Annotated in this window: 15 protein-coding genes and 1 pseudogene; 5 read left to right on the top strand and 11 right to left on the bottom strand. The window is 61.8% G+C overall.

Features of this window, described 5'->3' with window-relative positions; genetic code table 11:
* Positions 1 to 269 precede the first annotated feature (269 nt).
* Positions 270 to 1,244 (top strand): malate dehydrogenase, encoded by a 975-nt coding sequence (locus tag ACZ5C7_RS03070; RefSeq protein WP_464375134.1) that lies wholly within the window; start codon positions 270 to 272, stop codon positions 1,242 to 1,244.
* Between the two features lie 250 nt (positions 1,245 to 1,494).
* On the top strand, positions 1,495 to 2,649 hold the full coding sequence (locus ACZ5C7_RS03065; protein WP_464375133.1) for a methionine synthase: 1,155 nt from the start codon (positions 1,495 to 1,497) through the stop codon (positions 2,647 to 2,649).
* Here ACZ5C7_RS03065 and ACZ5C7_RS03060 read toward each other — a convergent pair.
* Positions 2,643 to 2,777, bottom strand: a complete 135-nt coding sequence (locus tag ACZ5C7_RS03060) for a hypothetical protein (protein ID WP_464375132.1) — start codon at positions 2,775 to 2,777, stop codon at positions 2,643 to 2,645. The genes ACZ5C7_RS03065 and ACZ5C7_RS03060 overlap by 7 nt on opposite strands.
* A gap of 914 nt (positions 2,778 to 3,691) precedes the next feature.
* Between ACZ5C7_RS03060 and ACZ5C7_RS03055 the strand changes: the two genes are divergently transcribed.
* Positions 3,692 to 4,153, top strand: a complete 462-nt coding sequence (locus ACZ5C7_RS03055) for a hypothetical protein (protein ID WP_464375131.1) — start codon at positions 3,692 to 3,694, stop codon at positions 4,151 to 4,153.
* Between the two features lie 351 nt (positions 4,154 to 4,504).
* Positions 4,505 to 4,909 (top strand): VOC family protein, encoded by a 405-nt coding sequence (locus ACZ5C7_RS03050; RefSeq protein ID WP_464375130.1) that lies wholly within the window; start codon positions 4,505 to 4,507, stop codon positions 4,907 to 4,909.
* Between the two features lie 84 nt (positions 4,910 to 4,993).
* Here the strand turns inward: ACZ5C7_RS03050 and ACZ5C7_RS03045 are convergent, their stop codons facing one another.
* The 7 genes from ACZ5C7_RS03045 to ACZ5C7_RS03015 are packed head-to-tail and all read right to left on the bottom strand — an operon-like array spanning position 4,994 to position 8,667.
* Entirely contained in the window at positions 4,994 to 5,659 is a 666-nt protein-coding gene (locus tag ACZ5C7_RS03045) for a dihydrofolate reductase family protein (protein ID WP_464375129.1), read from the bottom strand.
* A 1-nt stretch (position 5,660) separates the two neighbouring features.
* A complete protein-coding gene (locus tag ACZ5C7_RS03040) occupies positions 5,661 to 5,792 on the bottom strand; it encodes a hypothetical protein (RefSeq protein ID WP_464375128.1) in 132 nt (43 codons plus the stop codon).
* Complete coding sequence (locus ACZ5C7_RS03035) at positions 5,789 to 6,484, bottom strand: GyrI-like domain-containing protein (protein WP_464375127.1); 696 nt, start codon at positions 6,482 to 6,484, stop codon at positions 5,789 to 5,791. The genes ACZ5C7_RS03040 and ACZ5C7_RS03035 overlap by 4 nt, the downstream gene beginning before the upstream one ends.
* Positions 6,481 to 6,975 carry an SRPBCC family protein gene (locus tag ACZ5C7_RS03030; RefSeq protein WP_464375126.1) on the bottom strand — a complete coding sequence of 165 codons (495 nt, stop codon included), beginning with the start codon at positions 6,973 to 6,975 and terminating at the stop codon, positions 6,481 to 6,483. The genes ACZ5C7_RS03035 and ACZ5C7_RS03030 overlap by 4 nt, the downstream gene beginning before the upstream one ends.
* Positions 6,972 to 7,874 (bottom strand): SRPBCC domain-containing protein, encoded by a 903-nt coding sequence (locus ACZ5C7_RS03025; RefSeq protein WP_464375125.1) that lies wholly within the window; start codon positions 7,872 to 7,874, stop codon positions 6,972 to 6,974. Before ACZ5C7_RS03025 ends, ACZ5C7_RS03030 begins: the two co-directional genes overlap by 4 nt.
* Entirely contained in the window at positions 7,871 to 8,332 is a 462-nt protein-coding gene (locus ACZ5C7_RS03020) for an SRPBCC family protein (protein ID WP_464375124.1), read from the bottom strand. The genes ACZ5C7_RS03025 and ACZ5C7_RS03020 overlap by 4 nt, the downstream gene beginning before the upstream one ends.
* Positions 8,329 to 8,667 (bottom strand): ArsR/SmtB family transcription factor, encoded by a 339-nt coding sequence (locus ACZ5C7_RS03015; RefSeq protein WP_464375123.1) that lies wholly within the window; start codon positions 8,665 to 8,667, stop codon positions 8,329 to 8,331. Before ACZ5C7_RS03015 ends, ACZ5C7_RS03020 begins: the two co-directional genes overlap by 4 nt.
* A 190-nt stretch (positions 8,668 to 8,857) precedes the next feature.
* Here ACZ5C7_RS03015 and ACZ5C7_RS03010 point away from each other — a divergent pair.
* A pseudogene (locus ACZ5C7_RS03010) lies at positions 8,858 to 9,055 on the top strand (hypothetical protein); the annotation flags it as partial.
* A 346-nt stretch (positions 9,056 to 9,401) separates the two neighbouring features.
* On the opposite strand, the gene ACZ5C7_RS03005 reads toward ACZ5C7_RS03010, so the two are convergent.
* Genes ACZ5C7_RS03005 through ACZ5C7_RS02995 form a run of 3 tightly spaced genes read right to left on the bottom strand, consistent with a single transcriptional unit; the run spans position 9,402 to position 13,727 of the window.
* Entirely contained in the window at positions 9,402 to 10,373 is a 972-nt protein-coding gene (locus tag ACZ5C7_RS03005; protein WP_464375122.1) for an electron transfer flavoprotein subunit alpha/FixB family protein, read from the bottom strand.
* On the bottom strand, positions 10,370 to 11,143 hold the full coding sequence (locus tag ACZ5C7_RS03000; RefSeq protein ID WP_464375121.1) for an electron transfer flavoprotein subunit beta/FixA family protein: 774 nt from the start codon (positions 11,141 to 11,143) through the stop codon (positions 10,370 to 10,372). The genes ACZ5C7_RS03005 and ACZ5C7_RS03000 overlap by 4 nt, the downstream gene beginning before the upstream one ends.
* A gap of 49 nt (positions 11,144 to 11,192) precedes the next feature.
* Positions 11,193 to 13,727, bottom strand: a complete 2,535-nt coding sequence (locus ACZ5C7_RS02995; RefSeq protein ID WP_464375120.1) for a GcvT family protein — start codon at positions 13,725 to 13,727, stop codon at positions 11,193 to 11,195.
* Between the last annotated feature and the right edge of the window lie 321 nt (positions 13,728 to 14,048).

Here is a 14,048-nt window from a genome sequence, read left to right as displayed (position 1 = left end):
ATAAAATCCGCGCCCTAATTCAAGATGTTTATTCGAGATTGCCAGTATATTACATCCATACATTTGTAATAGTTTGGCGGAGAACCTTCGGTAGATCGCCATCCGAATATAGCGGAAACGAGAGAAACCAGTACTTGGCCCGCAGATCACTACGCAACGCCGTTTGAACAACACGGAACGCCGAGTCACGGGTGATGCTAAAACTGAGAACGGATTCTGTAACCGTGCTATCAGTATGTTTATTGGTACCGCACGGATTTTCCATAGCAATGCATATCGCAATCATCGGCGGGGCGAGTACGATCGGATCGACGTTCGCGTACACAGTCACGGCACACAATCCAAACGCGGACGTCACGATCGTCGAAAAAGCGGAAGCCGCCGCGTGGGGTCACACGACAGATATTACGCATAGCCAGTATCATTTCTCCGATTCGCCGAGGGATGATCCGTCCTCTCTCGGAACAATCGAGAGTATCGGAACGGACGAAATCGAGACGATAGAGCCAGACGTAGTAGTGATCACCGCTCGAGCGCCGCTGGATATCGATCCAAAAGAAGCCGAGAAAGGGGGGATCCGGAGAAAAGAGCTAGCGGGAAACGTTCCGATTATCGATGACATCGCCACACAGCTGCGATCGATCGGCCCGTTGCCCGTGATCGTCGTTACGAACCCGATCGATAGAATCACGTACAGGCTGTGGGATCAATTGGAATGGGACCGCGAGAGGTTTCTCGGGTTTTCGTTAGCCGAAACGGCAAGAGCAGCGGAGACGATAGCTTCGCTGTACGATGTCCATCCATCCGCCGTGTCCTGTCCGACGATGGGCGAACACGGCGATAACGTCGTCCCCATCTTTTCGAAAGCGACGGTGAACGGGGAACGCGTAAGCCTATCGACGGAACAACGAACGGAGATCACGGAACGGGTGCTCGAGATTCCGTTCAAAATTGCAGAGGGCCGCGGAATAGAAGATTCATCGCGATGGGTAACCAGCGCGGGATTGAGTCGCGTACTTAGAAACATGTTCGACGAGACTCTCCAAGATCGTTTGTGTCTCTCCGTTCCGATCGACGGGGAGTACGGATTGGAAGACGGGTGCCTGAGTATCCCGGTGGAATTGAACGAACACGGAGTGAAACGAACCGTAGAGTGGTCCCTCTCGAGTGCAGAAACACAGCAGTTGGAAACCGCTCACGAAAAGATTCGAGCGGATATCAACAGACTCGATACGTTTAACTGAGTGGAATGGGAGGGTACGATAAGATAACTGAAGCAGTCCGGGAAAGCACAATGATGTGAGCACCATTGTCGAACTAGATAGTTGCAACACTGGTGAAGGGACACACCTCTATCGATGTGTTTTGAGTATTATCATATTACTTATCGATGAGTGGCTTAGTGTCATCGAACGGTTTCAAAACGGTACACTCCAGCGGACGGGAGGACATCGTGGGTTATACTATCCGACGCAACGATTCCCCGAGTACTCAATGACAACTACCGAAGACCGAATCCGCACGACGCACGTCGGAAGTCTCCCCCGTCCGCCAGAGCTGCTCGAGCTTCTCAAAGCGCGCCAGGACGGCGAGGACGTCGACGAAGACGAGTGGGAGGCGACCGTCACCGACGCCACACGAACCGTCCTCAAACGCCAAGCCGACATCGGACTCGACATCGTCAACAACGGCGAGCAGTCCCGGGTCTCGTTCAACTGGTACGTGGCGGACCGACTCAGCGGTATCGACGGCAAGCGCGAACAAGAAATCTGGGCGGACCTCGAAGAGTTCCCGGAGTACGCCGATGAAACGTTCAAGACGGACGTTATCGATCTCTCGATGCAGCCCGTCGTCGACGACGAGATCGAGTACACCGGCCAGGAGGAGGCCGACGCCGAATGCGAGGAGTTCCGCGAGGCCCTTGCAACCGTCGACGCCGAATACGAGGAGACGTTCATGACCTCAGCGTCGCCGAGCATCGTTACGACCACGCACGTCAACGACTACTACGACTCCTACAAAGAGTACCTCTTCGACGTCGCGGACGCGATGGCAGACGAGTACGAACTGGTCGCCGAAACCGGGATGACCATCCAGATCGACGCCCCTGAACTCCTCACCGTCGGCCAGACGTCGGCCTTTGCGGACGGACCCATCGAGGACATGAAAAACGCCACGAACCTCCACGTTAAGGCGCTCAACAGGGCTCTCGAGAACGTCCCCGCCGAACAGGTCCGGCTTCACACATGCTGGGGGAGTTACGAGGGCCCCCACCACCTCGATGCAAATCTCGTCGATCTCCTGCCGGAGATTTACGAAGCTGATATCACTGGACTGCACGTCGAACAGGCCAACCCGCGCCACCAGCACGAGTACCGCGCGTTCGCCGAACAGCCGCTGCCGGACGGGTGGACGCTGATGCCGGGGGTCGTCGACGTGAAAACGAACATCATCGACCATCCAGAGACGATCGCGGACCGCCTCGAGCGGGTCGCCGACGTCGTCGACGATTCGACGCCGATCGTCGCCGCGCCCGACTGCGGCTTCGACACCCAGGCCGGGATCGGCATGGTCGATCCCGAAATCGCGTGGGCGAAACTCGAGGCGCTCGTCGAGGGGAGCGAGATCGCGACCGAGCGTCTCTACTGAGAGAAGGCTGAAGCGGTCGAACGATCGCGGTTTAGCGTCTTCTCGAGCGGGACCAGCGTCGTATCGGTTATCGCCTCGCCGTAGCCGATCAGCCTCTCGAGGAACTCCCGTCGGTCATCGGCGATCACGCGGTCACCGTCAGCCCGTTGATCGACCCGGTTACCGCCGCGAACCCGTGACCGAGCCGTCGATGATTCGTCCGTCGACGAGTGGCGTTCATGCTGTGCGACCTACCGTACTGGAGTCCTCGAGCGGTACGAGACTAACCGATACGCCGCACAAGACTCGGTAAGCAGGTCTGTGAGTCTTGTCTCAAACAAATTCTACGACCTGCTTGTTTCTCAAACTGGCCTAACTGAAAAGTAGCGGGCTCGAGAGAAGTGTTAGTTCCTGATCAGGCAATCAAACTTCCAATCGACCACCATTCTATGAAATCCGACATATTAGGTTACCTGAGACGTAAGAAGTCGATAATTACTAATTTAGCTACGGTTCGCTATCATCACCCCCCATGTAGACTTTCGGCGAACCGGTTCGACTGCGATGACGATGGGCGTGTTCCGGCCATCAATTGAGAGCGTTACGTACTCTCCGTCCGTGTGGTCTCCTTTCGATAGGTCGAGTTACTCGATTTGGTTCGGGAACTGCTGACTGATCCGGGTTCGAAAAAATAGCCACTGTACGCTGATACTTTTCCGATATCAGCAGATAGTTTATAATACATCACTGTCCTTCGCGTTCGATGCTCGTCCTGTATCGAACGCAGCAAACACACGCTCCCGACCAAACACAATGATCTCATCCACGGTATCGTCCACAAACCGGTGGAGGGGCGGCTTCGATGAATTCCTGTCTGCGGTCCCAAACAACCCGTCCGGATCGTGTGACTGTGTTACCGACCGAGACGGGTGATGCCGTCATAGAACTATTCTCGAGGGGGTGTTTTTCATCCCGACTCCGCTGAACCATCCGATAGATCGATTACGAAGCGACCCTCACCTCGCCAAAACAACTATCAGTGACAACGGTCACATCAGTTGCAATGAACGGGCTCGATCGCGTTCGACCGCACGTCATCGGAGAAGGGCGGAGCGGTGGGCTTTTCCTACTGGCAGTGATCGCTCTCTCGTTGCTCTTCTCCGGTGGTTTTGTGCTCGAAATACTGGATGTGGGCTTCTCGCTTAGCTGGGTCGTCGTAGCGTTCGGAATCGCGATCGTCGCAGGAGGGGTGAGGGCAGGCCTCATACCGGCTATCGGTTCACTGTGGTTTTTCGCCTTCTGGTGGTATACCTTTCCACCGCTCGTGGGCTATCTCACCGGCGATTGGGAAACGGTCTCCCGATATACGTACCCTCGGACGTTGGGATACGGGTACGAATCAGCCTACCACGAGCTAATGGGTGGAATCAATCGGGGCGTTAGATCTGGCCTCTTGCTTGCTCTTTTCGTCGGAACAATTGGATACAGTATTGGAACCGCCGTCGCTTGGTTTCGACACGATTGAGAGGTCGTCGATAACTATCTCCTCTGTACGTACCGTTCGTCGGGGAGTCGCGGAGAGGAGATGCAAATCGTCCTATGACACCGCCATACGGGAGACCGGCAGTGCGACCTCACCGAAAGATGCGATACTCTCCCGGTGGGGTGTGTTGGGCGGCCACCCATCCGTTTTGCTGATCCGCGAGAAATCGCGACAGGCACCCCGTGGCCCCCCTACGAGTAACGCGCGTATGGCACTTCGAGCCAGCCACTGGGAGCATGATTCCGAGTAACCGAGAGCGCGGTCGCTTCAGTTCCACTCTAAGACGAACCGTCTTGGTTGTAGATCCCGTCGAGTAATCGAGGGACAACAGCTATGACATCCATCGGTAACGTCACGTTCGCATGTACGGACCCCGACCGACTGGCAACCTTCTGGGCAAGCGCACTCGAGTACGAACGAGAGGAGTGGCCGGCCGAGTTCCAGCAAGCGTGGGAGGACGCAGGTCGTGATCCCAACGGTGCTGCTGCGATCGTCGATCCCGACGACAACGGACCACGGCTACTCTTCCAGAAGAAGCCGAAGACGCCGACCGAATCGATCCCCATCCACCTGGACCTCACGACGGACGACCGGGAGGCGACGGTCGAACGACTCGTCGAGCGTGGGGCGACGGAAGGGGAGACGAAGACGATGGAAATCGGCCCGCACACGGAAACCTGGACGGTAATGACCGATCCCGAGGACAACGGCTTCTGCGTACAAGCGCCGGATCAGTAACAAGGCCGATCGCGGAACGCGGATCGTCGTCGTTCGAGCCGGTGTCCGTCGCCGATTCTTCCCGTTTGGTAACATGGGGTTTGGTCATCGTCTCTCTCGTTCGTCCGCTCGTGAGAGAACGCGATAGGTCAGGTGCGTCACGGCCGGTGACTCGACCACCCTCGTTCGCTCGAGTTCGATTCCGCCGTGATCCGATCGTCCGAACAGCCGAACGCCGTCGCCGAGCACCACCGGCACGAGGTGGAGTTCGAGTTCGTCGAGCAAACCTGCCTCGACGCACTGTTGGATCGTGCTCGCACCGCCGGCGACCGAAACCTCCGCGTCGCCCGCAACCTCCCTGCCCAGTTCGACCGCGGACTCGATCCCTTCGGTGACGAACGTGAACGTCGTTTCGCCCAGTTCGAGGGGCTCTCGCTCGTGGTGCGTGAGCACGAACACCGGCACGCCGAAGGGTGGATCCTCGCCCCAGTGACCCTCGAACGGGTCGTCTTGCCACGGTCCCTCGCCGTTGTCGAACATCCGCCGACCCATCACCACCGCGCCGACGTTCTCGATCGACTCGCTGAATATCTCGTCGGCTCGACCCGTCTCGCCGCCCTCGAGACCGTGGACCTCCCGCCAGCTCGCGAGGTCGTAGATCCACTCGTGGAGGCGCTCGCCGCGGTCGCCGAGGGGGTTCTCGCGACTGTCGTTCGGCCCGGCGACGAAGCCGTCGATCGAGACCGAGATGCTGGCACGGACCTCGGCCATCTCAGGGTCCACCTCCGCTCGCCGCTTCGTCGCCTTCGTTCGCCGACAGGTGCTCGTCCGTTCGGAGCGGTTCGAGGGCCGCTTCGAACGCGGCCGCCGTGAGGTTCGCTGCCTTCGCGGAGTCGGGACTCACGATCGAGTTCCTCCGTCTGCGACCCCCAGTCCTTCCGATTCGAGACCGTTCCGTAGGGTCTCGAGAACCGACGGGCCGATTCCGTGCAACGCCTCGATTTCGTCCGGATCGGCCCCGTCCAGCTGGTCGAGGCGGGAGTAGCCGGCCCCGGCGAGAGCGCGGCGCGTAGGCGCGGTCAGTTCCTCGGGGAAGCCGTCCCGAAGCAGGTAGGTGATTTCGGTGGTCCACTTCGACCGATCGGATTCCGCCGTCGGATCGGTTTGGAAATGCTCGTATCGTCCCTCCCAGCGGGTTGTCTCGCCGTCCGTTCGACGGGCGATATCGTGTCCGTTCGCCTCCGCCCAGTCCTCGAGCGCCGCGTGTCGGCCGGGAAGATCGTCGGGATCTCCCTCGTGTACTAGGATCGCGTACGTGCCGGCGGGGATCGTTCCGGGCTGCACCCGCTCGTCGCCGTCGAGTCGCCCCTCGGTCGGAACGCCGACCTCGAGCTCGAACGGCCTCGTCTCGTCGCCGAGGACCCGATACCGGTAGAACGGAGCGCCGACAAGCGGCTCCTCGTGCCGGTCGAGCCACTCGAGGAGCTCTTCGACGAGGGCGTTAACCTGCCCCCACTCGGCGAGCGTGGCCTCGATCGGGATCTTCACGCAGGGACGATCGCTGCGGTGCTCGAGAGATGGGGTCGTCGCCGTCATGTGCGAGCGCCTCCCGACTCGTCGAGGTATTCCTCGAGCTTTTCGAAGCTCTGGCTCCAGCCCATTTCCATTCCGCCGAGGGCCTCCTCGACGGCCGGCGTCGCCGAGATCACTTCCGCCTCGAGCGTGAGGGACGTCTGATCTCCATCTTCCTCGAACGTGACGGTGTTTCGAACCTCGAGTTGGTAGGTGCCGTCTTCGTCCTCGAGCGCCCGGCTCGTGCTCACGAGCCGCTCGGGTTCGACGACTTCGTGGAACACCCCCTCGTCGGGGTAAACGGTTCCGTCGGGCGCTTCCATGTCGATACTGAACGCGCCGCCAGGGCGCGCGTCCACCTCGCAGTCGGGGACGGTGAATCCCTGGGGACCCCACCACTCGGCCACCTGATTAGGGTCGGTCCACGCCGCCCACACCGCCTCGCGGGGAGCGTCAAAGGTTCGCGTGATCGTCGTGTCGTACTCGCTCGGGTCGAATTCAGTCTCGTTGGTCATCGTTCTCGGATCTCGTCGTTCCGCACAGTCGCCGCCAGCGTTTCGATCGCCGACGTCCATCCTTCGGCGTGTTGCTCGGTGGTCTCTCGGTCCGGAAGACCCTCGTGAGTGAGCACGACCTCGGTGCCCTGGCCGACCTCGTCGAATTCCACCGTGACTCGGCCGACGTACCAGGTGTGGACGAGGCGCTCGCGCTCGATCACCTCGAGGAACTCGCACTCGATGTCGTAGTCGGCCTCGTCGTCACGCATGGTGATCGAGAACGAACCCCCAGGTTCGGCCTCGAGTGTGTGAACCTCGACGTCCATGAGGCCCGATCCGTACCACCGACCAACCTCGTCGGGGTCGGTGAACGCTCGCCAGACGGCCTCGGTCGACGCGGTGACGGTGCGCCGGACGGTCAGGCTCGTCTCCGTCGTTTCGAGCGAGGATCCCGCCGTCACGAGATCGGCCAGGGTCTCGAGGGAGTCGTTCCATCCCTCGTTCGCATCCGAGGGCGGAATCGCCTCGGGGATGTTTTCCTGACGAACGGTGACCTCGGTCCCGTCGTCGACCGACTCGAAGGTGACGGTGACCGTCATCTCGCCGGCCATCTCCGGCTCATCGCTCTCGAACTCGTCCGTGTAGACGATCCGTTCGCCTCGAGAGAGCTCCACGTAGGTCCCGCCGAACGACTGCTCGAAGTCCGCGACCTCCTCGGCGTCGCCGTAGAACGTCATGCGGTACGTGCCGCCTTCCTCCGGTTCCAAGTGGTGGACCTCGGCCGTGAAACCGGTCGGCGGCAACCACGCTGCGAGTTCGTCCGGTTCGAGGAAGGCGTCGTATACCCGCTCGGGCGACGCCTCGATCACGCGACTCGCGGTCATCGTTCGCGTCTCAGACGTCGGAACGTCCGTCATCGGTTCGATCCCTCCTCGAGTACCTCCGCCAGTTGAGCGAGCATGCCCGTCCAGCCCGCTTCGGCACCGTCGGGAACCGGACCGGGGAACTCCTGGGTGATCACGACCTCGGTGCCGCCGCCGACGTCGCGGAACTCGTACGTGAGACGGAGTTCGCCCGCCTCGGTCTCCTCGGCCGAAACGAGGCGTTCGGCTTCGACCACGTCGACGTAGTACCCCTCGTTGTTCATGTGCGTCTCCCCGTCCGTCCAGCGGATGGCCATCTCGCCGCCGGACTCGAGTTCGTTGGAGCGGACTTCCGCCGTCATGCCCTCCGGTACGAACCACTGCTCGAGTTCGTCCGAATCGGTGAACGCCCGCCAAACGCGTTCCCGTGGGGCGTCGAAGGTCCGTCTGATCGTCAGGTGCTCGGCGCGCGATTCGGATACTGCTTCGGTGTTCGCCGTGTCGTCTGTCATTGGCTTGTTTCCTCCAGATGGTCCTCGAGTGCGTCGAATCGATCCTCCCAGAAGACGCGGTAGCGGGTGAGCCATCCGAAGGCGTCGCTCAGCGGAGCACCGTCCAGATGACACCGGCGCACGCGTCCATCCGTTTCGACGTCGATGAGATCCGCATCTTCGAGCACCTGCAGGTGCTTCGAGACTGCTGCCAGGGACATGTCGTGTGGCTCGGCCAGGTCGCCGACGCGTTCCGGTCCGCTGGCTAATTGCTCGATAAGTTCCCGCCGAGTCGGGTGAGCCAGGGCTCCGAAGATCGCGTCAAGATCGATGTCGTTCGGGTCTCGTTCAACCATCCAGTTGAATATATGCTGCGGTATTATTTAACCTTTTAGTTGAATGAGGAGAAGTTCCAGTTCGCGTACCCTCCGTACGAAGGTTTAGCGACGCTATCGGGCCGCTTCAACGGAGACCGGTGTCGGCGAGTTCGACCGGATGGTCCGTCACGTTGGGCTGTACTGTCTACGACCATCCGAGTCGGTTTTGCTCGAAGTGCAGATCGATCGGCTCGGCGACGACCAGTCCGTCATCTCTGCGAACGAAGCCCTGATCGAAGTTGAGAGCGATACGGAGTCAGTACGCCGATCCAGGACCGCGTCCAAGAACTAACAAAACGAGACGACCGCGAGATCGAAGTCCTTCACACCCGACGAATCAATGACCGTCGACGAACTGGCTACCGATGGTGATTGTTGACGAGTCGAGCGTCGGATTCGTCGGCAAGAATTAGTCTACAATTGTCAAGTTGGGGCAATGGAGAGTTTCGGGCCAGCGTCGCTCCGGCCGGTTCGGTCGGTTGGCGAGTAACTGAAATATACTCGCCGTAATTACAGGCACACGTTTGTAAACCACTCGTCGTCAGACCATAATATCTCAATACAGGGACAATTTGTGCCGCGGCCAACTCGTCGGAGCCGGGTCACCACTCGTCCGCGGACTCTCTTTCGGTGTCGATCCGGTGAGGACCGACTGGCGAAGCGTGGCGACGAAACGTATTCGTGATCGAACCCAGGTGCGACGGCCTCGTCAGTTACGTCACCTCGCGTATCGCGTCGGTCAGCTCCGGAACGACCTCGTGAAGGTCGCCGATCACGGCGTAGTCGGCTTTCTGGATGATGGCGGCCTCCGAGTCGGTGTTGATCGCGAGGATCTTGTCGGCACCCTTGCAGCCGACCATGTGCTGGACTGCGCCGCTGATCCCACAGGCGATGTAGATGTCGGGACTGATCTGTGCGCCGGTTAGCCCGATCTGATCGTCGTGGGGCCGCCAGCCCTCGTTGATCGCGGCCCGCGACGCACCGACCGTTCCGCCGAGCAGATCGGCCAACTCCTCGAGTTTGTCGTAGTCCTCCGGGCCACCGACGCCGCGGCCACCGCCGACCACGACACGGGCTTCGCCCAGGGGAATTCCCTCCTCGTCTGCCGTCTCGACTCGGTCGACGCGGACCCGGAAATGGGCGTCCTCGAGCGACGGCGTGAACTCGTTGATCGTCGGCTCGGTCGTCGACGCGGCCTCCTCGATCGGGTATTCGTGCTCGGCGGCGGTCACCAGCTTCGTCTCACCCTCGAGGCGGGCGTGCTCGACGAGGCTACCGCCCCAGCGGTCACGGCGCACCTCGTAGCTCTCTCCCGCCCCGGTGACGTCGACACAGTTGGTCGCCATCGGGGCGTCGAGCGTGGCGCCGGCGTGGGCCAGCACTTCGTGCCCGCGATCCGTCCCGGCGGCCGCGACCGTGCTCGCCCCCAGTTCCGAGACGAGCTGGGCGACGCTTTCACCCCACCCCTCCGGTGCGTAGCCCTCGAGGCGGTCGTGAGTGACGTGGTACATTTCTTCGACGCCGTACGGGCCGAGCTCGTCTTTCAGGGCGACCCCCTCGTCACCGAAGACGACGGCACAAAGCGCCGCCTCTTCGTCCGTAGCGAGCTCGCGGGCCATGGTGAGCATCTCGAGGGAGGTCTCTTCGGGAACGCCGCTTTCGTGTTCGACGAATCCGAGGATCATAGTACTTCGATCTCCGACTCGAGTAGTTCGACGATCTCCGGGACAGCGTCGGTTCCCTCGCCGAGAACCGTGGCGTCGGAGTCGTCCGCTTCGGGGGCCTCCAGGCGGGTTTTCTCGAACGTGCCCGGAGCCTCCGTCCGATCGGGCTCGAGGCGGCCGACCTCCTGGCGGCGCGCCTGCATCTTGGCGCGCATCGAAGCGTACCGGGGCTCGTTGATCCCTTCTTTGACCGAGACGACCGCCGGCAGGTCGATCTCGTACACTTCCTCGCCGCCGGAGATCTCGCGTTTCGCGGTCGCCACGCCGTCCTCGACCTCGAGCGATTTGATCCCCGTCACGCAGGGGAGATCGAGTTCGGTCGCGACGCGGACGCCGACCTGGTAGTTGGCCATATCGGCCGACTCGTTCCCGAACAGCAGCAGGTCGAACTCGGCGCCGTCGTCGGGCAGGTCGCGAATGGCGGTCGCGATGGCCGACGCGGTCTCCCGGGGGCCCCACTCCTCGCCCTCAGTCTCGAGCAGCGTCGCCTCGTCGGCCCGCATGGCAAGTCCCGTCCGAAGCTGTTCGGTCGCTTCCTCCGGGCCGAGCGTGAGGACGTGCGTCGAACCGCCGTGGGTTTCGACTTGCTGGATGGCTTCCTCGGCGGCACACTCCTCGTGCGGGCTCATGGTAAACCCGAGATTACTCGTGTCGATCCGTTGGTTGTCGTCCGTTAGTACGATCTTTGCACCGGTGTTCGGTACCCGTTTGATACAGGCTAGTACGTTCATTGTGTGGATGGGAGGCCGCAGACGGCCTCGGTGTGGTTCGCGTGCTGTGCTAGCTGCGGATCCGTTCGTTCTCCGGATCGAACAGCGGCTCGCTCCCGACGACTTCGACGGTCACGGGGTACTGCTCGCCCATGTACTCGACGTGCAGTCCCTGCCCCTCGTCGGCGTATTCCGGCGGGAGGTACGCCATCAGCAGGTGTTTGCCAACGCTCGGACCGGTTCCCGCGCTCGTGACGTAGGACTCCCGGCCCTCGTCGTCGACGATCACGTCGCCGTCCTCGTTCAGTACCGGCTCGTTGCCGAGCATGAACCGGCGTTCGCCGTCGGACGACGTGTGATCGTCCACCGAGAGGGTACAGAGCGTGGCCGCGTCGTCTTCCTCGAGCGCCTCGGCGTAGGCTCCCTTCCCGATGAAGTCGGCGTCCTTGACGCCGTGGAACGTAAGTCCGGCCTCCGCCGGGGTGTACTCGAGTTCGAGTTCGTGGCCGTGGAGGCGGTACCCCTTCTCCATGCGGCCGGTCGTTCCGTAGACGCCCATGCCGACGGGCCGGATGTCGTACTCCTCGCCGGCCTCGGCGATGATATCCCAGAGGCGCTGGCCCTGACCCATCGACGTGTAGATCTCCCAGCCCCGTTCGCCGACGTAGGAGAGGCGCATCGCCCAGCAGTCGACCTCGCCGATGGTGAGTTCCTGTGCGGTGTACGGCGGGAACGCTTCGTGGGATACGTCCTCCTCGGCCACGCTATCGACGACCGCACGGGCGTCGGGGCCCCAGACGCCGAGCGTGCACAGCGACTCGGAGCGGTCGATCAGCGTCACGTCCTCGTCCGTTCCGATGTGATCCCCGAACCAGGCGCGGTCGCCGCCGGCCGCCGCCCCGCCGGTGATGACCCGGTAGCGTTCGGGACCGAGCCGGGCGATCGTCAGGTCCGAGACGAAGCCGCCGTTCTCGGCGAGGATCGGCGTATAGACCGTCTTCCCGACGTCGACGTCGGTCCGGCCGACGGCCATCCGTTCCATGTAGTCGACGACGTCCGAACCCACGAAGTCGAACTTGCCAAAGCCCATATCTCCGACCATGGCAACGTTGTCCCGCATGTGCAGATGTTCGGCCAGGATGATCGGCGACCACCACCGCGAGTCCCACTCGTTGGGTCGTTTCAGCCCCTCGAGGTCGTCGTCGTATCGCTCGAGGAGATCGTCGTTGGACTCGAACCACTGCGGCCGTTCCCAGCCGGCGGCCTCGAAGAACCGCGCGTCGAGGGCGTCCTGCCGGTCGTAGAACGGGCTGGTCCGTAGCGGTCGGGAACTCTGCCACTGTTCGGCCGGGTGAACGACGCCGTAGATCTTCTGGAACCCCTCGTGAGCGCGGTTCTTAACGAATTTCCTGGAGGTTCCGTACTCGTAGAACCGGTTGACGTCCGAGCTGTGGAGGTCGATGTCCGACCAGCCCCGCGTCATCCACTGAGCGACGGCCTCGCCGATCGCTGGCGCTTCCTTGATCCAGACCGCGGCACACGACCACAGCCCCTCGACGTCCTGGAGCGGGCCCAGCAGCGGCATTCCGTCCGGAGTGACCGACAACAGCCCGTCGATCTCGTGGCGGATTCCGGCCTCGGGATCGTCGAGCAGTTCCGGAACGATCTCGAGCGCGTCGGCCATCGACTGCTCGAACGCGTCGTCGGTCAGCGGCGGCTGCGTCGGCGACAGCGGCGCCTCGTCGATCGAGGGGATGTCCTCGACGTCCCAGAGGATCGGCCGGTGCTGGTAGGAGCCGACCTCGAGGTCGTTACCGTGCTGGCGCTCGTACATCTGGGTGTCCATGTCCCGCACGACGGGGAAGGAAATCTCGCCCTCGTAGTCTTCGAAGAACGAGATCGGTCCGACGCTGACCATCTGGTGGACTGCTGGGGTCAAGGGGATCTCGGCGCCGGCCATCTCGGCGATCTTGGGGCTCCACAGCCCCGCGGCGATCACGACCTCGCCGGCCTCGACCGTCCCGCGGTCAGTTTCGACGGCCTGGATCGCCCCGTTCTCGACGTGCAGATCGAGCACCTTGGTGTTCGGCGAGAGCGTCAGACCGCCGTCCATCGCATCGTCCGCCCGCGCCCGCATGACCTCGCCGGCGCGGAGCGGATCGCAGGTTCCGGCACCCTCGCTGTAGAAGCCGCCCTTGATGATGTCCGTATTGACGTACGGCACCATCTCCTCGATCTCCTCGACGGTGAGCAGTCGCCCGGCTTCGCCCCACGATTTGGCCGACTGGACGCGTCGCTCGAGTTCGTCCATCCGCTCGTCGGTCCGGGCCACCTCGATCCCGCCACTGTTCGTGAACGTGTCCATGTCGTCGTACTGTTCGATGCTCCGGCGGGTGAGGTGGGTCATCTCCTTCGAGTGCTCGACCGGCATCAGGAAGTTCGACGCGTGACCGGTCGAGCCGCCCGGATCGGGGAGCGGCCCCTTGTCCATCAACAGGATATCGTCCCGACCCTGTTCTGCGAGGTGATAGGTGAGACTGTTCCCGACGATTCCCGTCCCGATAATGACTGTGTCCGCACTCGACGGGAAGTCGCTGTCGCTCATCGTCGGTCGATACCTCCGTCACGTAGCCGTCCGTTGCTCGAGTCGATCCCTACTCTCGAGTTGGTACCGTACAGTAGCATCTTCGGTTGTTTGGTACTACCTCTCAGGGTATTAAGCGTCCGCAAACCTGACACCGAACATATGAAACGAGCAATCCGGACGCCGATCGGTGGTGGAAGGCAGTTCGCGAACCGGCCCGTAGCAGCCCCGAACTCCAGTCGAGCAGCGTCCGAGGTGACTCACAAGACATCCACAACGTATCCCTCGTTCTAGAGGTTGTGCCGTTCGACCGGTGATTCTGTGGTTGGATCAGGACGAACG

The sequence above is a fragment of the Halostagnicola alkaliphila genome (assembly GCF_055379965.1).
This window is presented reverse-complemented; position numbering and strand designations above follow the sequence as displayed.